Source organism: Flavobacterium sp. GW821-FHT11G01, assembly GCF_058808175.1.
This window is the reverse complement of record NZ_JBXARK010000004.1, coordinates 226,045-245,531: the sequence shown is the minus strand read 5'-3', so window position 1 is coordinate 245,531 and position 19,487 is coordinate 226,045. Positions and strand designations below refer to the sequence as shown.

15 protein-coding genes are annotated in these 19,487 nt (G+C 32.4%); 1 reads left to right on the top strand and 14 read right to left on the bottom strand.

Annotation, left to right across the window (positions count from 1 at the left end; translation table 11 throughout):
* Window positions 1-140: 140 nt before the first annotated feature.
* The gene (locus tag AC1RRN_RS09860) at window positions 141-1,088 is read left to right on the top strand and encodes a hypothetical protein (protein WP_492967135.1); all 948 of its coding nucleotides are present in this window, start codon (window positions 141-143) and stop codon (window positions 1,086-1,088) included.
* Window positions 1,089-1,091: 3 nt separating this feature from the next.
* On the opposite strand, the gene AC1RRN_RS09855 is transcribed toward AC1RRN_RS09860, so the two are convergent.
* The 14 genes from AC1RRN_RS09855 to AC1RRN_RS09790 all read right to left on the bottom strand — a co-directional run bounded on the left by AC1RRN_RS09855 (window position 1,092) and on the right by AC1RRN_RS09790 (window position 19,443).
* On the bottom strand, window positions 1,092-2,063 hold the full coding sequence (locus tag AC1RRN_RS09855; protein ID WP_492967134.1) for a YeiH family protein: 972 nt from the start codon (window positions 2,061-2,063) through the stop codon (window positions 1,092-1,094).
* A 74-nt stretch (window positions 2,064-2,137) separates the two neighbouring features.
* Entirely contained in the window at window positions 2,138-3,034 is an 897-nt protein-coding gene (locus AC1RRN_RS09850) for a LysR family transcriptional regulator (protein ID WP_492967133.1), read from the bottom strand.
* A 121-nt stretch (window positions 3,035-3,155) separates the two neighbouring features.
* Complete coding sequence (locus AC1RRN_RS09845) at window positions 3,156-5,183, bottom strand: hypothetical protein (RefSeq protein WP_492967132.1); 2,028 nt, start codon at window positions 5,181-5,183, stop codon at window positions 3,156-3,158.
* 133 nt (window positions 5,184-5,316) lie between these two features.
* Window positions 5,317-6,063 carry a 3-oxoacyl-[acyl-carrier-protein] reductase gene (fabG, locus tag AC1RRN_RS09840; protein ID WP_492967131.1) on the bottom strand — a complete coding sequence of 249 codons (747 nt, stop codon included), beginning with the start codon at window positions 6,061-6,063 and terminating at the stop codon, window positions 5,317-5,319.
* 564 nt (window positions 6,064-6,627) lie between these two features.
* The gene (locus tag AC1RRN_RS09835; RefSeq protein WP_492967130.1) at window positions 6,628-8,004 is read right to left on the bottom strand and encodes a DUF4302 domain-containing protein; all 1,377 of its coding nucleotides are present in this window, start codon (window positions 8,002-8,004) and stop codon (window positions 6,628-6,630) included.
* 32 nt (window positions 8,005-8,036) lie between these two features.
* The gene (locus AC1RRN_RS09830) at window positions 8,037-8,897 is read right to left on the bottom strand and encodes a zinc-binding metallopeptidase (protein ID WP_492967129.1); all 861 of its coding nucleotides are present in this window, start codon (window positions 8,895-8,897) and stop codon (window positions 8,037-8,039) included.
* 25 nt (window positions 8,898-8,922) lie between these two features.
* Window positions 8,923-10,407 carry a RagB/SusD family nutrient uptake outer membrane protein gene (locus tag AC1RRN_RS09825; RefSeq protein WP_492967128.1) on the bottom strand — a complete coding sequence of 495 codons (1,485 nt, stop codon included), beginning with the start codon at window positions 10,405-10,407 and terminating at the stop codon, window positions 8,923-8,925.
* Between the two features lie 11 nt (window positions 10,408-10,418).
* Window positions 10,419-14,147, bottom strand: coding sequence for a SusC/RagA family TonB-linked outer membrane protein (locus AC1RRN_RS09820; RefSeq protein WP_492967127.1), 3,729 nt, complete (start codon window positions 14,145-14,147; stop codon window positions 10,419-10,421).
* A 247-nt stretch (window positions 14,148-14,394) separates the two neighbouring features.
* Window positions 14,395-15,507: a FecR family protein gene (locus AC1RRN_RS09815; RefSeq protein WP_492967126.1), complete on the bottom strand. Its 1,113-nt coding sequence runs from the start codon at window positions 15,505-15,507 to the stop codon at window positions 14,395-14,397.
* A gap of 89 nt (window positions 15,508-15,596) precedes the next feature.
* Entirely contained in the window at window positions 15,597-16,208 is a 612-nt protein-coding gene (locus tag AC1RRN_RS09810) for an RNA polymerase sigma factor (protein ID WP_492967125.1), read from the bottom strand.
* 413 nt (window positions 16,209-16,621) lie between these two features.
* Window positions 16,622-17,050 (bottom strand): hypothetical protein, encoded by a 429-nt coding sequence (locus AC1RRN_RS09805; protein WP_492967124.1) that lies wholly within the window; start codon window positions 17,048-17,050, stop codon window positions 16,622-16,624.
* Between the two features lie 142 nt (window positions 17,051-17,192).
* The gene (gene sucD, locus AC1RRN_RS09800) at window positions 17,193-18,065 is read right to left on the bottom strand and encodes a succinate--CoA ligase subunit alpha (protein ID WP_007808093.1); all 873 of its coding nucleotides are present in this window, start codon (window positions 18,063-18,065) and stop codon (window positions 17,193-17,195) included.
* An 84-nt stretch (window positions 18,066-18,149) separates the two neighbouring features.
* A complete protein-coding gene (locus AC1RRN_RS09795; protein WP_492967123.1) occupies window positions 18,150-18,512 on the bottom strand; it encodes a nuclear transport factor 2 family protein in 363 nt (120 codons plus the stop codon).
* Between the two features lies 1 nt (window position 18,513).
* Window positions 18,514-19,443 (bottom strand): UDP-3-O-(3-hydroxymyristoyl)glucosamine N-acyltransferase, encoded by a 930-nt coding sequence (locus AC1RRN_RS09790; RefSeq protein WP_492967122.1) that lies wholly within the window; start codon window positions 19,441-19,443, stop codon window positions 18,514-18,516.
* Window positions 19,444-19,487: the final 44 nt, after the last annotated feature.

The window sequence follows — 19,487 nt, the reverse complement described above, 5'->3', positions numbered from 1 at the left end:
TTTAAAGATAATTCAAAAGTAAACAGATAAAGATTATGTTAATTTAATTTTCTTTCAAGTTTTACCCTTATAATTACTATAAGTTTAATTAAAACTTTCTTTGTAATTTTATTCTTATTTTTGCCTCAAAACTTAATTATATGTGCCTAATTTGTTCAACTATTTTCCTGTTTATTTTTACTTCAATTTGTACAGCACAAGATATTGTACAGCTAAAAAATGTTAACGATACTATTCTCAATACCAAAAGAACATTAAAAGTTTCTGATCCTTTTAATGAGGCAAAAACACTACAAAAATTATTTCCGGGTAAATCGTATAATCTTTCTGATCATAATACTTTTACAAGCTGGAACTGTAAAACCTGCAAAACTGTTGCCTACACTGATGTTAATGGAACAGAAGGAGATCAATTATTTCCTTATAAAGAAGGAGTTGCTTCCAGAGTTATTACCAGCATAGATTATTCGGATTCAAAAGGAAATCAGTTCAAAATTTTAGCATTTAATCATTCTGTTTATGATGAAGATGGTTTACAAACCGGTCGTTTTTCCGGTGGTTTATTGGGTCTGGCCAAATTCAATAAAAATGGAAATAGTTGGGAAATGAAATCTTTTCAGCCGGCTGTTGCTGCGTTTGGCGCATTTGCGCAATGCCCTACTCCAAAACTTTTACAAATTGGAGAAGATCAATATGCTTTTACTTTATTGCATGTAAACGGCGGAGGTGGCGGTCCGTTTGAGGGTTATCTTTATCTGGTTGCAGGTTTTGATGGTAAATATCAGCCAATAATGGAGGTCAATTATTATCAGCTTACAAATATTGAAAACACAACATGGTCAAGCTCTTATTCCGTTGTTGATGATGGTACTAAAAAGTATTTCAGAGATATTATTATCAAAACAAAGGGCTCTTACAGAAAAGCGAAAGCTGATGATGAATTCGAAGTAAATTTGCCAGATGAAATAGCATCAATGGCTAAAACAAAAAAGCAATTTGACTTTGAGATCGAAAAACGATACGCGTTTATTGGAAAATACTACAAAACGACTGGTAAAGCAGTTGTAAAATTTTCAAATGTAAAATAACGATCATACTAAATAAATAACGGATACCAAGCCGAGACCGGCAATAAAAATCCAAAGAAAAACTCCTTGTAATAACGGCTTCATTCCTACTGATTTTAATGTTGTAAAGTTTAAAGTCGAACCTATTAAAAATAAAGTTATTGTTAAACCGATTTTCGCAATACCTACGATATGTGGCGAAACAGTAGCAGGTACGTAAGTATTAAAAAGCATTGCCAGAATAAAAAATCCGATAAAATATGGAATTTTGATTTTTGCTGTGTCACTTTGCGATTTTTTATTGAAAAGAAATGCGGTTAAAAGTGAAATTGGAATAATCCATAATGCTCTTGCTAATTTTACTGTTGTTGCAACTTGCAATGCTTCTTCCCCATATTTGTTGGCAGCACCAACTACTGAACTGGTATCGTGAATGGCAATAGCGCACCACAAACCAAAATCTTTCTGAGATAAATCAAGCTGATGTCCGATAAACGGAAAAACGAACAGAGCAATTGAATTCAGAATGAAAATTACGCCCAAAGCAATTGAAGTCTGATTTTCGTTTGATTTAATTACGGGAGAAATCGCTGCAATAGCACTTCCTCCACAAATTGCTGTTCCGCACGAAATTAAATGTGATGTTTTTTTACCTGTTTTAAGCCATTTCCCTAATAAAGTTCCAAAAATTAAAGTGCTGAAAATAGAGAAAATAGTTAATAGCAAACCTTCTTTTCCAGCCGAGATTGCTGATGTCGCATTCATTCCGAAACCTAAACCAACAACTGAAAATTGCAATAAAAAAGTAATAGCTTTATTATTGAATGCTACAAATGGATTTCCGAAAACATTTACAGTCAAAACTCCCAATAACAAAGCAATGGGTGGAGAAATAAGCGAGAATAGGCACAATGCAATTATTAATGCAAAAACGGCTTGCTGGAAATAAAGATTCACTTCGAATAAATGGATTTCAGAATGTTGCTTCGTTTTCAAAATAGACTATTTGATAATTATTATACAAAGGTCTGCTATATATGTTGAAAACACCAATCGTAAAATACAATTGATTATAACTTTAAATTATAATAAGATGATAAATTCTGAATAAAGAGTTCTGATAAAGAATCTGATTTTCCGACTAAAGTGATGATATAAAAGTATCTTTCGACAGATAAATTCTCCACATCTAAAACAATCAATTCATTATTTTTCAACTCATTACTTACCGCGTGTATTGACATAAAAGCAAAACAATCTGAATTTAGCAAATATGACTTTATGCTTTCTGTACTTCCCAATTGCATTTCGATTTGTAAATCCGTTAATTTTACATTTAGTTGTTTTAGAGCATATTCAATAACTTCAAGTGTTCCAGAACCTCTTTCACGGGTTATAAATTTCATTACTTTTAAATCTTCTAATGAAATTTTATTCTGCTTGACCAACGGATTTTTGGTATTACAAACCAAAACCAATTCATCTTTTAAAAACGGTATGTATTTAATAGATTGATTTTTAGATTGCCCTTCAACAATTCCAATTTCGATTTCTTTGTTGATTAAGGCATTCTCAATTTGTTCTGTATTTCCGTTCAGCAAATTGACTTTTATATCTTTTTGCTTTTGATGAAAACGCGCTAAAACCGGCGAAATAATATATTGAGAAATGGTAGTACTCGCTCCTAAACGTAACAAACCCTGTCGATCCTTGATAAAAGAACTCATATCAAAATCGATTTCCCTATAAATTTCAAAGATATTTTTGGTATGTTTTAAAAGAATTTCTCCTGCCGGAGTTAAAGCAATTTTAGAACCGTTTCGTTCAAACAGTTTGGTTTTATAGGTTTCTTCGAGTTCTTGAATGTGTTTAGAAACTGCAGGCTGGGAAATGTATAATTCTGTTGCCGCTTTAGTAAAGTTTAAGCGGAGTGCAACGGTGTAGAATACTTTTAGCCTAAAGTCCATGTTTAATTATTTTAAATTCTTTGTGAATCTCTGTGATGTCTTTGAGAATCTTTGTGTTATAATTATTTCACAGAGATTCACAGAGCTTTCGCAAAGTTTCACTGAGGAAAACAGACTAAAATTACAACAATCCGTTATACTTTCTCACAAACCACTCCGTCGTCAATAAAGCTGCAATCAAAATCAATAACCAAACCCAATCAATCAGAGGCGTTTTAGTCGAAACATTTTTTTCGATCGATTTGTATTCTTTGTTTTCTAAAAGAGTATTGATTAAATCATCTGCCTGATTTTCGAAAAAAGCTTTTCCGTTGGTTTGTAATGCCAATTGTTTCAACTTTAAAACATCCGGATTTACAAATTGCTTTTCGATATCAAAATCCAAAATTTCAAAATGACTTGAGTACGAAGTGTTAGAATTTAGTTCTTTTACTGAAAAATTATATTTTCCAGCTGTTAATCCGTCAAGGTTTACTGAGAAAGAATTATTTCCTTTTAATAAATCGTAATTTTTGCTTTGTTTGGTTTCGGCATTTGTAACAGTAATCGTCAATCTTGCTTTTTCGTCAAACTCATAGTTTTTGTTGAAATATTGCGCATTGATTGCAATAGCTTCCCCCGAATTATAAAAGCTTTCATGCGTTACCACCAAAGATTTTTTTGAATTTGTTGAAGCTAAATATTGAATAATCTTATCTATGAAAACATCATATTTTTCAAATGACTGGTTGTCGATATGGCTTTGTAAACGCCATTTCCAGCTATTTTCTCCTAATAAAAAAGCCGTTCTTTTGCCTTGATTTTCGGCGAAAGCCAATAAAGGAGCATTTGTTGCTACATTTCTAATTTTGGAAGAAAGCAAAACAGATACATTTCCGTTAGTTGAAATAGTTCCGAATAAATTTTGCAAAGGAGGGAAATTTTCAAAACCAAAATCCTCAATCGCAAACAAATTAAACTGAGATTGAAATTCAGACAAATAATCTTCTCTTTGTCCGCTCATTTTAAAAACCAAATTGTTTTGCTGTTGGTTTAGAAAATTAAAATCAGTGTTGTTACCGGTAATGATAAAAGTATTTCTTCCGGCTAGTTTATTATTATCAAATATTGCTTTAAAAGCTGTTGTTGGCTGATATAAAACCAAAACAGAAACATCTTGCAATGAATTGATATCATTTGGTTTAACCAAAATTACTTTACGTTGCGCATTAACTTCTATAGAGCGCTTTAACGATGCAATATCAGGATGATTTATAGACGAAACAATTGCAATTGTTGACTTTTGATCAATTACTTCAACTGCAAAATTCTTTATATTATTGTAGCTGTTTTTCTCTTTTGCATTTGAAGAAATAGTTGCTTTAAAAATTTGCAAACCTACTTTATCAGCAGGCAAAAGCAAATTTATTGTTGCTGTTTTTTTAGAAGGTGAAAAAGAAATTTTTTCTTTTGCAACTACTGAACTTCCTTGCGAAATTGTAAAATCGGCATTTGTAGCTTTGTCTCCGGCATATTGCAGAAAAACTTCAACCGGGAATTTATTTTTATGAAAAGCGTATTTGTTTACGTTAAGCTGATTGATTTTTAAATCAAAAAAAGTAGTTGTATCTCCCACAACCAAAGGATAAACTTTATTGACAGGATCAAATCGATATACATAATCGTTTCCTGTAGTTTGATTTCCATCTGTAATTATAACTGTCGGGAAAATCAGGTTTTTATTGATGCTTTTTAAATTCTTGGCAACTTCATCGAGATTAGTTTGTTTTCCTTTGAAATCAAATTTATCTGAAGGTTTAAAATCGGCATCAAATTGATAAGACTGGATTTCAAATTTCTCCTGAAGTGCAGGATTTGAAATTATTTTTTGATATAATTCGGCAACCTTTTTGTCTGATTTTAAAGTAACAATAGAACTCGAATTATCAACCGCAATGGCTAGTGGTGTTTTTGTTATTTCAAGCGAATTTTTTGAAACAATCGGATTTATTAATAAAACCAATAATCCGAAAATAGCCAGAAAACGTAAAAAAGCCAAAAACACAATCACATTGGATTTGTTTTTGGCTTTAAAATAATATTGAAAATACGACAAACCGCCCGCTATTACTAAAGAAAGCAATAATAATAGAATCGTATTTGTTGTCATATATAATTAGTGTTCAGTAATCAGTTTTTAGTGATCAGTTTTTAGTGATCAGTTTTTTAAATGGTCGAATTTTAGTGGCCAGAATTTTAAAATCAGTAAACTGAATACTAAAAACTGAACACTGAAAACTTTCTTAGGTCAACATTCCTCCACAAACATTAAGAACTTGTCCTGTAACATAGGCACTCATATCTGAAGCTAAGAAAAGACATGCGTTTGCAACATCTTCAGTAGTTCCACCACGTTTCAACGGAATTCCGTCTCTCCATCCTTTTACTACATCTTCATGTAATTTTGCAGTCATTTCTGTTTCGATAAAACCTGGCGCGATTGCATTACAACGAATATTACGAGAACCTAACTCTAAAGCCACAGATTTTGTAAAACCAATTGCACCAGCCTTAGAGGCTGCATAATTCGTTTGACCAGCATTTCCTGAAACTCCAACTACAGAACTAATATTAATAATAGAACCTGAACGCTGTTTTAAGAAAGTTTTTTGAATTGCTTTCGTCATATTAAATACTGACTTTAAGTTTACATCAATAACCTGATCAAAATCAGCTTCTGACATACGCATCAATAAATTATCTTTTGTAATACCAGCGTTGTTAATTAAGATGTCAACCGTTCCGAAATCAGCCAAAACAGCATCAACAAAAGTTTGCGCTTCATTAAAATCGGCCGCATTCGATTGGTATCCTTTTGCTTTAACTCCTAAAGCGTTCAATTCAGCTTCTAAAGCCTCTGCAGAAGCAGCAGATGAGCTATAAGTAAAAGCAACATTTGCTCCATGTTTAGCAAAAACTTCAGCAATTCCTTTTCCAATTCCACGACTAGCGCCCGTAATAATGGCAACTTTTCCTTCTAGTAATTTCATATTCAAAATTAATTTTAATATTTATTTGTAGCTATTCCTGCTAAGAATGACTTGTCAAATATATGATAATTCCCTTTTTAAAAAAATAACAATCGCAATAACCTTTCAACATTACAAAATATTAGTATTATTTATGGATTAAACAAAATCAAAAAAGCAGCTCAAAAATTGAGCTGCTCCTTCTTCAAAATAAAAATAAAACTAAATTTTTAGATATAATTTTGCTTTGTTATGAGAAAAAAAACTAATAACATTAACGCCATAATAAGCATTCTATAAATTGATGATTGAAACTGTTTTGTATCATTGAGTTTGTCTTCTCTTCGTTGCTTTAATAGATCGATAATAATTACCGGAATGATTACTATTAGGGAAATCCACAAGTAATATGTTTTATATTCGGGATAAAATCCTGTCATCGCAATAAGTATAAGAGCCCATAAAAAGAAAACAATTTTTATTGGTGTTATATGTTTTTTCGTCATCATATTAAAAAGTTTTTTCAAAAAAGCAGCTCAAAAGAGCTGCTTTTTCCAAAATTAAAAACAAAACTAAAATTATTGATTACTGAAATGAGTATGCAACCATTCTAAAAGGTGTTGTTGTACTCGTAAATGTATAAGCTGTATAACCTGAAACCGGCGTTTTAGCAAAATAAAGCCCCTGAGGATTCATAAATTCGTCGTCAAGTGCTTTTAAGAAAGATGGCGTTGCTATTGCTGGGGCTGCTGCAGTTGCAGTTGATTTCCAAACTCCCGGAACTAAAGTAACTGTTTTATTTGTTGCATTACTTTGTATAGTGAAATAATGGTATCTTCTGGCAATTACTACAGCTGGGTTTGAAACAGCAGCAAATCTATATTCTATATAACTCGTTCCGTCAGGATTGTTAAACCATGGTTGTATTCTCTGAATCATTACACCTGTACCTGCTAATGCCTCTGCATTTGCTAATAAAGATAGGAATAAAGCAGAATTTGCTGGTTCTGGTTTTGTAATACTATAGATATAAGCATAAACATTATTGGCACTGCCGGGTAACAATAATTTATAATCATCTGTTAGAACAAGCGGTTTAGACGAGTATTTTATAGTGGCACTTACACCATTTGTACCCGTTGCTTTGAAACTTCCATCAGCATCATTGTATACAAAACTAGTTAGTTTTTGTCCAGCAATTTCTACGGCTGGGCTAACTACAATACCGGTTGGATTATAACCTACCCCCATATCAATAACTTCCGAAGATCCAGCATCGATAGATTTTGATATTGCAAAACGAGATGCCGGACTAAAAGAAAAATCATAAATATGAGTAGCTGTTCCGTCATTGGTTTCAAGCAATCTAAATAGTGGTCTGCCTGCTCCTCCAATTACATTTTGTTCCATCACCAGGTTTTTAGGCAAATCTGCCCAATCCTTAGCGGTTGCTTTTACAAAACGTACTTCTCTAACTAATCTATTGCTTTTAAAAAGAATATCTCCGTTTTCTTGTCCATAATATAAAAACTGAAAATCACCCAAATATCCTTTTCCTCTTAACGCAGTGGTTGGAAAACTATTTGAATCTGACAAAAGATGAATTCTGTTATACGTGTCAAATAATAAACTAACGGTACTCCCTAAAACAACGCTGTAAGTACTTTCATACGTTGCTGTATCATCATCAAAATCTGATGCCATTTGCACTTTTCCATCAGCAGAAAATTTAAACAAATGCGTGTAACCTCCTAATTGTGTGTCATCTGTAAAATAAACAGCTTTCCATCCAAATTCTGATGAGAGTAATGCCGTATTTAATTCGCTTTTTTGCTCATTTAAACGCTCTACCGGAGTTTTATCGAATTTTGGCTCTGCCTCAGTATCGCTTGAGCATGAGCCAAGTAAATGTATTGCCAAAAAAGCAACCATCAGGTACTTAAATATATTTTTTGGTTTCATAATATTTATCTTTTAAATTATAATTGCCGGGCTTAATTATTGATAACATTGTTTGTGTTTTTTTCTGCCTGATCTCTCAAAGCATAAAAATCAATATTAAAAGCATCTTTATAATACTGTACAACAAGCGCTTCTTTTTGTTTCACTTTTTGTCTTCCACTTTCTTCTGTAATACTGGCAAGTAACATTGCATATTCTGCTTTTGAACTTGTTAATATTGTCGAGGCTGTTTCAGCAAAATCTTCAATAATATTATTTCTGGCGTAATTGGTTACAAAACCTAAATTTCTGGAATCTTCAAGTTCTTCTAAATGCCATGTTCCGGTATAATCTCCAGGACTTATTTTTTGCCAGGCTTGCTCATCAAAAGGTTTATTTTGATTTAGAATATGCACATATTCGTGTTGAATAGTATGAATAAACTCTGTAACATTAGCACGATTTGTTTTGTCTAAATAATCAACTTCAAAAAGTGTAATTCTTTGTCCTGAATCTGCAATTCCTAAAGTTCTTGTACCGTTTGTATTGGAATTTACTCCTCCAACCAAAACAATTTCTCTTGGTGCAATTTTTTTCACGAAATCAGAACCACCAACGGTACTATAACTATCCAGCCATATTTGTTTTACAACATCTAATGCAGGTTGTACGCTTGAAATCATTGGAGGAAATAAAAATCTGTTATTGTCAACCGTATTCTGATTCCACTTGTATTGTGCATTAATGTTATACGGTACCAGATAATTTGTCGTAATCCAGTTATCTAAGGTTGTTTTTTGAGGCTGTGAATAATCAAGTTGACTATCACCTGGTCGATCTTCGTGCGCGCACGCTCCAAAAGTCAAAACCCCAGCTACAAATATTATTGTTTTATATTGTTTTAATATTTTCATAATTTCTAAAATTTTAATTAAAAATTTATCTAGGATTTTTTTCAACGCCATTATTAGATGCACTAAGAGGAATTTGCATTGCTCTACGCTTGTCATCTTTAACCAAAACATTCGTTGGTTTTCCGAAAGTTGGGTGAGTAACCACGATATTAAAACGTTTCACATCTAACCATCTTAATCCTTCATGAACAAAATCTCTTCTTCTGGCCTCGGCAATAGCTTTAACATACGAAGTTTGTACTGGTGTCATGGTGTAATATGGAGTGAATTCATTAGCAATAACAGGATACATTGTTGTTACTCTTGCCTCTGTCAATTTATCTGTTGTCGGATTATAACTAGTTGTTCTTGTTCCTAAAAAGTATTCTAATTCAGTATTAGCTTCTGCAATTCTACCTTTCATAACAAGTGCTTCAATGCGGTTTAAATAAAACTCATCATTAGATAAAAGCACTACTCCTACATACGCTTCTCCAATATTGGCGGTTAGATTTGTATATTTAAAATACTCCTCAAATTTTGGTGTAAAAAGCGTTCTACTACTATTATAAGTATAAAAATCATATAACCAAGTTTTACCAAACGGATTAGTTTGACTTCTAAAAAGTTCTGTTTGTTTATCATCTGATAAATAAAAATTGTTAGTACTTGCTGATCTGCCAAGTAATGTATTTGGAGAGCCAATCAATAAATTGGCAGCATATGATGATTTTCCGTACTCAATGAATTGAATATCCGGTGCGAGACTTGATAAAGTCGCATAATCTTTTAGTTTACCTACTGGTTTAGAACCAAGGCTTTCAGAAACTTCAAGTACTTTATCCCAATCTCCTTTTACTAAATAAAAACGGCTTGCAAAAGCTTTAGCGGCATCTTTATTAAAATGAAATTTAGGTTCTTTATAGTCATTGGTTACATATTTCAAACCTTCTTCAATATCCTTTTGAATAAAATCAAACACTTCTTTTACACTATTTCTTGTGTATTTTTTCAACAATTGCGTTTCTGGTTCCGTAACATACGGAATTCCCAAATCTGTTGGAGCAGTTGCCGGATTGTAACGATTAGACCAAAACGAAACCAACATAAAATGAGAATATGCTCTTGCCAGTAATGCCTCACCTTTTTGTGGATTTAATGTTGCAGGATTACCCAATTCATTAATTGATGCCAAAGCCTCATTAGCATGTGCAATTGCTCTGTAACATGCATCCCAATAATACGCTTCCGTATCAATATTGGTTTCATCATGCATTTCCCAGTTATAGCTTTGCTCATTTTTTATCGTTACTGACCCTAGTTCTCCATCACCAACATTGTCAGACATAGTTTCGGCTAAATCCATATAAGAAGCTAAAGGATAAGCATATACTAATAATTCTGAAATTTTTTCAGGTGTATCGATTTGAGTTCTGTTATCAGGTATTTCCGAAAGGAAATCATCACAGCTACTGATACTTATAAGTAGTAAAAAAGCTGTAGTTATTTTTATATATTTTATATTTTTCATAATCAATTATATTAGAATGAAAGGTTCATAGAAAAACTGTACTGAGTTGTGATTGGAAAAGCGACACCTCCAGTATTACGAAATTCAGGATCCTGTCCGTTTAACCTCTTGTCAGAATAAATCAACCAAGGATTAACTGAAGAACCTTTTAATGTAAAAGTACTTAGTCCTAATTTTTTCTTGAAATCATTTGGGAATTCCCAGCTTAGGGAAACGTTTTTCAATCTCACAAAATCTCCATCTGCAATTCTCACATCAGAATAATTGTAAGTATTATAAGCACGTCCAAGAGTATTAACACCGTCATAATTTGTAATTAATCGTTTGTCAGCAATTACAGGAACATTTGTAAACTCCTCATCACCAGGATTTATCCAACGATTTGTAAAATCTTTTGTAAATACAGTCAAATCATCATATTGGCTGCTAAAAGCAGGATTTAAACGTACCTTATTTCCGCCAGAACCTACAATAAACACATACAATGACCAGCTTTTATAGGTAAAAGTGTTAGCTAAACCAATCGATTTATTTGGCTCAATAGAACCTTCATATTTCAAATAATCAGTAACATTTTCTGTATCCTGAAAATTAGCGCCGGTAACGTTATCATCTTCACCATCCTGCATAATAAAAGTTGGCAAACCTTGATTATTCAAACCTGTAAACTGGTATGAATAAATTGAATTTCTTGGATGACCAATAGCATTTCCTCCATTTCCATCAACTAAATCAAATGCTGAAGGTTGGTTTTCAAGTTTTGTGATTTCCTGATTAAAAACCGAAAAGTTAAGCGTTGTCGACCATTTAAAACTATTTGTTATAATGTTTTGAGTTGTAAAAGCAACCTCAAGACCTTTCGTTTCCATGTTGGCATTATTTCCTTGTTTGATTTTTTGTCCTCCAATTCCTGAAGTCACAACATAATCAACTAAATCAAATGCTTTACGGCTGTAAACATCTGTTGTAAACTGGATTCTGTTATTGAACATTCCTAAATCTACTCCAATATTGGTTTCAAATTGTTTTTCCCAAGTCAAATCAGAGTTTTGCAATTGATCAATTTCAATCCCAGTTTCTCTGTCAGAAAGTCCTAAACGATCTGTAATATAACTTTTATAAATAGCCAATGAGTTGGTTGCGGGACCAGCAGTAGCAGTCAGTCCGTAAGAAGCTCTAAGTGCTAAATTATTTATAGTTCCTGAGTTTTTCATGAAATCTTCTTCAGCAACATTCCATTTACCACTAAAAGTATAAGTTGGTAACCATCTTGATGAACCACTATTTCCTTGTCTGTTTGAGCCATCATAACGCCCCGTGATTGATCCTGTATAACGACGATCATATGTATACCCTACTTTTCCAAAAAAACCAACTGTTCTTTCTCTTTCAGCTGCAAAACCATAATAAGAATTTCCTTCATTGATAATTTTTTCAATAATTCTAGGATCTGTAAAAGCTGTAAGCCCTCTGTCATATTGAAGTCCGGCAGCAGTAAAATTGTCGCTGTTTCTATCCAGAGATCTAAGTTCAGTACCAAAGAAACCTTCTAATTCATGTACATCGTTAAGCGTATTTCTATAAGTAACACTATTTCTGATGTTATAAGAAGTCAAATCATTTGTAAATTTTCTCAAAAATCCTCCATTCGGCAATACTGAAATTGCTGGTGCTGTTAAATCGTCCGGATCTTTGTATAAAAAGATATTAGCGTTTCTAACCGTTGTATTTACACCATCTACACCATATTCTGTTCCTGCTCTATAAGCTCCTACTACATTAGAATTTTCATAAATTTTATGCTCTCTTGATGTATTGGCATATCTTGCAGAACCTGTAAGATTGTAGGTTAAATTTTTATTGATTTTATAATCTAAATCCAATTGAAAACGAATGTCTTTTACTTTAATTTCTAAAACATTATTTTCTAATTCGTTTATAATGTTCATTGGAGCCCAGTTGTTTCTGTAATATTCTAAATTACCAGATTCATCGTAAGGTCTTAACGTTCTGCTTGTGCTTAAAACATAGTTAAACGGGTTAATATCAAAATCTCTCGTTACGTTACCAAATACAACATCTTGTTGACTTTCATAAGTTCCAGGAGCTTCCTGATCACGCACAGATGCTAATGTAGATAACGTAAGATTCAATCTGTCATTTATGTAAAATGTTCCTTTTATGTTTGATGATAATTGTTTCACATTGTCTGCAATAGTCCATCCCGGATCAGTATAATAACCTAATGAAGCGTAAAACGTATTATTTTTTCCTCCACCAGAAAAGCTCAACGAATGGTTTTGTGTAATAGATGGTCTGAACAAAACACCAAACCAATCTGTATTGGCTAATTCATATTTTCTTAAAAAATTATTTCTGCTCACAGGATCATTATTTACTAAATAACCACCTGTTTCCGGCACATAGGTATTGATAGCTCTACTCAAAATGTTGTAAACACCACCGTAACGACCTTGAAGAGTTGATGGTACATCAAGAAATCCTTTTTGCTCCATTTCTTTTAAAATACTCATTGATTCCTGAGAATTTAAAATATCATATTGTGTATAACTTGGAACTGTTCTTACAGTATTCTCCCCTGTATAAGTTACTTTTAAAGGTGCATCTCTACGTCCTTGTTTGGTAGTTACAACCACAACTCCATTTAAAGATCTTGAACCATAAATAGAAGTTGCCGAAGCATCTTTAAGGATTTCAATACTTTGAATATCGTTAGCATTTAAACCTGCAACTGATGAACTCAATAAAGTTTCTGAGTTACCAGAAGCTAAGTCTGCAAAAGAAATATTAATAATATCTTCCTGAACAACACCATCAATTACCCATAATGGTTTGGTATCTCCAAAAATAGAAGATGATCCACGAACTGTAATTTTAGGAGCAGTACCAAAAGTTCCTGTAACATTTTGTACCGTAACTCCAGCCGCTTTTCCTTCAATCATTCTGCTCACATCTACTACTCCATCAACTTTTAACTCTGCTCCTGAAATTTTACTAATCGCTCCTGTAAAAGTTCTTTTTGAAGTTTTTTCGTAACCTGTTGTTACTATAACTTCTTTAAGATTTTGGCCGGCTTCATTTAAAATAATTGTTGGAGAAGTGTTTTCGATACCAATCTCTTTCGTTTCCATTCCAACATAAGAAATGACTAATGCATTACTATTGGCAGGCATTTCTATAGAAAAGTTCCCGTCAAAATCTGTTAAGACGGCAATTTTAGTTCCTTTAGCTAACACTGTTGCTCCAGGCAAAGGCACTCCACTAGGATCGGTAACTTTTCCTTTAATAATAGGACCTGCAGCCAATATTTCAAATAATGAATCGTGATTTATTGCACTAGAAAAAGGATCTGTAACTATATTTTTTTGCAAAATAATCTGATTACTAACTTCTGAGTAAGTAATATTAAAAGGCACTAAAATTCGGTTAAGGATACTTGACAAAGTTTCTTCATTTGCCTCGATACTTACCTTTTGATTTAATTGTGGCAGTCTTGAATTATAAGAAAATTTCACATGTGCAGATTTTTCAATTTTAGACAAAGCATTGTCTAAAGTTAAATTTGCAACTGTAATTGTGACTTTTGTATCTAGTTTTCTTTGTCCATTCACACTGTTTGCCATGGTAACACTTGAAAACACAAGTGCTAAGACAAACTGAAATAGCGTTATTTTCATGATTCGATGGAGTAATCGTTGTTTAACAACTGGTTTTTTCATAATTTTGGTTTGTTTTGATTAATACTATTCGCGTGTATTTTAAGAAACGTATTGAATTGCTCTTTACAGAGAGGAATTCAACTTTATTAAGTGTCGATAATGTTACAGCATTTCGGCACTTTTTTTTTGCATTTTGGTTTTTACATAGGCAATAAATGTGAATTTCTGGTTTGGTTAATTTTATTTTATTTGGTTTTACATTTTATTTTCTAAGCTTATCTTTATAATTACAGTTATAGAGAAAAGACTAATTGCAACCTTCTGATGTAATCGTGATTTGATTTCCATTCATCTCAAAATTGGTATTAGTTCCAATACTTTTACAGACAATTTTTAGCTTTTCTGTCAAAGGCTGATCACTCAACGAAGTAGTAAGATGGCAATCTTTAAGTTTGTTTTTAGGATAATCAATATCGACTAAATAAGCTTGCTCTATTGTTTCAAAAATTTGCGAAACCGGAATATCCGTAAACTCAAAGCTTAACTGTTCAATATTACCAACACTTTTTACTAAAGCCTCATCTTGAGTAATATTTGTTATTTTATTGAATTTCAAATCACTTCTTAAAAACCGAAGTGCCTGATTAGGAAGCAGAACCACTTCTTCCTGATTTGATTTTGCCACCAAATCATTTGACTTTACCTTAACTTTACCGGTGCGAACAAGAACTTCAACGTCAGGCTGATCAGAATAAGCTTTTATTCTAAAACTAGTTCCAACTACCTTTGTAACTATCTCGTTTGCATAAACGTAAAAAGGTTTTTTTGGATTTTTACTAATTTCAAAGAAACCTTCGCCGGATAAATAAACCTTTCTTTCGTTTCCGGTAAAGATTTTAGGGTAACTTAATTTACTATTGGGCTGTAATAAAACCGAACTACCATCAGACAATGTGATAATTTGCGGTTTACTAGAATTATTAGTCTGTTCAACTAAACCTTCACTATTTTCATCGATTAACTCTTTGTAAGTAACAACATTATCTGTATTGAAATGATTTTTATAAAACCAAACTGACATTAAAAAAAACATTAAACTTGCAGCAATTCCTGTTAGAAGATGTCTTCTAAAGAAATTTACTCGTGAGTTTTCAATAAAATTAATTTGATTTTCTTTTTCTTCGATTTTTATCCAGGTAGCTTGTAACGCTTTATGGATATCTGAAGAAGATAATTCCGTTTCAGGAACTTTCATTGCCAACAGCAAATGTCTGGCATCTTCTACTAACTTAGCACGTTGGCGATTTTCTAAAGTCCATTCTTCCCAGCCATCTTCGTCAATTTTTAATAAAATCCATGACTGGAATGATTTGTCAGAAAGAAAGTCTTCTATTTCGATATATGTATTACGTTTTTGCATCTAAAAATGAGGTTACAAAAACATAGAGGACAGAACTCTTATTATATACTCACCAAATTGTGATTTTTTTTATTTTTTTTGAAATAAAATTAAAAACTACTTGAAGATAGTACTAGAAATAATGAAAAAACACCTTTCCAATCTTTGCGAAGACTAAGTAAACCACGGTGTAACAAATTACTTGCTGATTGATAATTAACATCCAACATTTCGGCAATTTGCTCGATAGTTAAGCCTTGATGATAACGAAGGTATAAAGCTTCTTTTTGACGGGAAGGTAATTCGTTCAGTAATTTATTTAAATGAACGATTTTTTCTTTTGTAGCATAATCATCATCAATGAGTTCATACTCTACCGAAAATTCTAAAAGAAATGCTATGGAATCTGTACTGGTAGTTTTACGAAAAATATGGTCTCTCTCATATAAACGAGCAATCCTTTTGCGCACACTCGATAATAAATAAGCTTTAACGACAACTGAACTTTGTAATCCACTTCGATACACCCAAATATCTGTAAATACATCCTGAACGCAATCCTGCACTTTTTCTTCAAAAGGAGAAAGTGAATTTCCATAGCGTACTAAATCAGCATAATATCTTTCAAATAATATAGAGAATGATTTTTCATCACCTTCTTTTAAATTATTCCAAAGCGTAATATCGTCAAAACTATTAAATGGTAAAATTGCGGCTTTCATAGTATAATTTGGGTAGCTTCTTTAAAAAGATTTTTCACATAATGTTAGGAATCTATTTTTTTAACATTATCCTTTCGTTTTGTTCGATAAATATAGAAAAGCAATTATTTAAATCCCAATTTTTTTACATAAAAGAAACAGTTTCTTAATGTGATAAACTGTGTTTTTCCTAGATTTTACGGGACTTCTGTCAAATGTTAGAATTTTTTTTCTTTAACATATTTTTATGATTTGTACGATTTTACCTTCGTTTATATTAATGTCTTTTTTTACCTATAAACTTTTTTATAAATTAATTTAAATCCAATGTTATTCTTGTAAATAGCATCAGTAAATTAAAAATCTATTTCATAAAAAAAAAGCCTTACTAAATATTTAGTAAGGCTTTTGATAATTTTTTATTTAAAAACTTTCTAGAAAGCTACATTCCATCTAGGTAATTTTGCATTTTCATCTAAGAAATTCTGCAAAACCTGTCCTTCAACTGCGGTTGGGATTGCTTTTACATCTGCATTAAAAGTCTCGTACCAAACCACTTCTAAAGCATCAATATTTTCCAATTTCATTTGTGCTGGCCAAGAATATTTTCTTCCAGTTTTAGCAAATTGGTGTCCGTTTACGATTTTATCATATAAACCACCATTTTTGCTTTTTAACGTTCCATCATTCTGAACAGTTCCTGTAGAAGCAACCATTATTAATTCTTTTGCATCACCTTCAATAGCATAAACAACAAAAATTCCTGCACCTCCTTCAGGAGCATTGCAAACTTGTTCTAAACTATCTTCGATCGTAAAAGTAAAACTGTTGCTTACTTTAAACTTTTTTAATTCTTTACTCATCTTTCTTATTTTAAGCTTCTAAGAAACTAAGTCTCTAAGTTGCTAAGTTTTAAATTATATCCCAATTATTTTAAAAATGTAAAAAAGTCTCAACACAATATTGAGACTTTTTTTTGGAATTTTTTATTTTAAATATTGGAGATTATCCAAGTACTTCTTTTACTTTTTTACCAATTTCAGCTGGTGAATCAACAACGTGAATTCCGTTGTCTCTCATAATTTGTTTTTTAGCAGCAGCTGTATCATCAGAACCACCAACAATAGCACCTGCGTGCCCCATTGTTCTACCGGCAGGAGCAGTTTCTCCAGCAATAAAACCAACAACTGGTTTACGGTTACCATCAGCTCTAACCCATTTAGCAGCATCTGCTTCTAATTGACCACCGATTTCACCAATCATAATGATAATTTCAGTTTCCGGATCGTTCATTAACAATTCAACAGCTTCTTTAGTAGTAGTTCCAATAATTGGATCTCCACCAATTCCGATAGCTGTAGTTATTCCTAAACCTTGTTTTACAACCTGGTCAGCAGCTTCGTAAGTTAAAGTTCCTGATTTAGAAACGATCCCAACTGTTCCTTTTTTGAAAACGAAACCTGGCATAATACCAACTTTAGCTTCTCCCGGAGTAATAACACCTGGACAGTTTGGTCCGATTAATCTAGAATTTCTTTCTTTAACATAATTATTTGCTTTAATCATATCTGCTACAGGAATTCCTTCTGTAATAGCAATAATTACTTTAATTCCAGCATCAGCAGCTTCCATAATTGCATCAGCAGCAAAAGCTGGTGGTACAAAAATGATAGATGTATCAGCTCCAGCTTGATCAACAGCATCTTTTACTGTGTTAAAAACCGGACGATCTAAATGGCTAGTTCCTCCTTTTCCAGGAGTAACACCACCAACAACATTAGTACCGTACTCAATCATTTGAGAAGCGTGGAAAGTTCCTTCGCTTCCTGTAAATCCTTGAACAATTATTTTGGAATCTTTATTAACTAAAACACTCATGATATATATTTTATGTAGTTTTTAAAATTGTGATGCAAAAGTAAGGTTTTGTAATGTATTTTAATCTTTTTGTCTTCAAAAAAATCAAGAAAATTGACTCATTTGATAACCGCGATACAATTTATCATCCTTAATTTGCCAAATTGTAGAAAAATGGGCTAATAACATCTCTTCTCTTGGGTTTTCAATCGTTTTCACATAATGAGAATAACGTATTGAAACCAAATCATCTTCAGCAATAATATGACTAATTCTAACTTTCGAACGTACGTATGCACGACTAAGTTCATTGGCCATATTCACCATAGAATCGTAATCCATCTGAATTAATCCTTTGCTACTATTCCATTCGACAATAATATCCGGATGCAAATAGGTTTTAATGATTTCACTATCAATCAAGGCATCCGACTTATAAAATTTTTGAACAAATTCTTTTATAGACATATTACTTCAATTTATTTAGAATTTCAGGAATCTTTTTGATATTAGCTAATTGTTTTAACTTTTCTCTTGACTCTTCAATTGGCGTACCAAAATAAGATTTTCCACCTTCAACGGATTTAGTAACTCCGGTTTGTCCCATAATAACAGCCTTCGCCCCTATTGTGATACCACTAGTTGTACCAACTTGTCCCCAAATTGTTACTTCATCTTCAATAATAACACAACCTGCAATACCAGTTTGCGATGCTATTAAACATTTTTTTCCAATAACAGTATCATGCCCAACATGAACCTGATTGTCAATTTTTGTTCCTTCTTTAATCGTTGTATCTCCGGTAACACCTTTGTCAATAGTGCAAAGTGCACCAATTCCAACATTATCTTCAATAACAACTCTTCCTCCGGAAATTAACTGATCGAAACCGTCTGGACGTTTTTTATAATAAAAAGCATCAGCTCCCAAAATTGTTCCCGCGTGAATAATTACGTTATCTCCAATTACTGTATGATCGTAAATAGAAACATTTGAATGTATCAGACAATTTCTACCAATTTTAACATGGTTACCAATAAAACTATTAGGCTGAATTACAGTACCTTCTCCAATTTCTGCCGAAGCTGAAATTGCCACATTTGCAAATTGAAAAGGTTTGAAGTGTCTGGTTAAAGTGTTGAAGTCTCTGAAAGGATCATCAGAAATTAAAAGTGCTTTACCTTCGGGGCAATCTACTTTTTTATTAATTAAAACAATAGTTGCTGCTGATTGCAAAGCTTTGTCATAATATTTAGGATGATCAACAAAAACAATATCTCCAGGCTCAACAACATGTATTTCGTTCATGCCTAAAACTGGAAAGTTTTGGTCACCAATAAATTCGCAATTAAGCAAATTTGCAATTTCTTGTAAAGAATGACTCTTTGGAAATTTCATATATTTTAATTAGAAAATTTGTCAATTAGAGAATGTGTCAATTA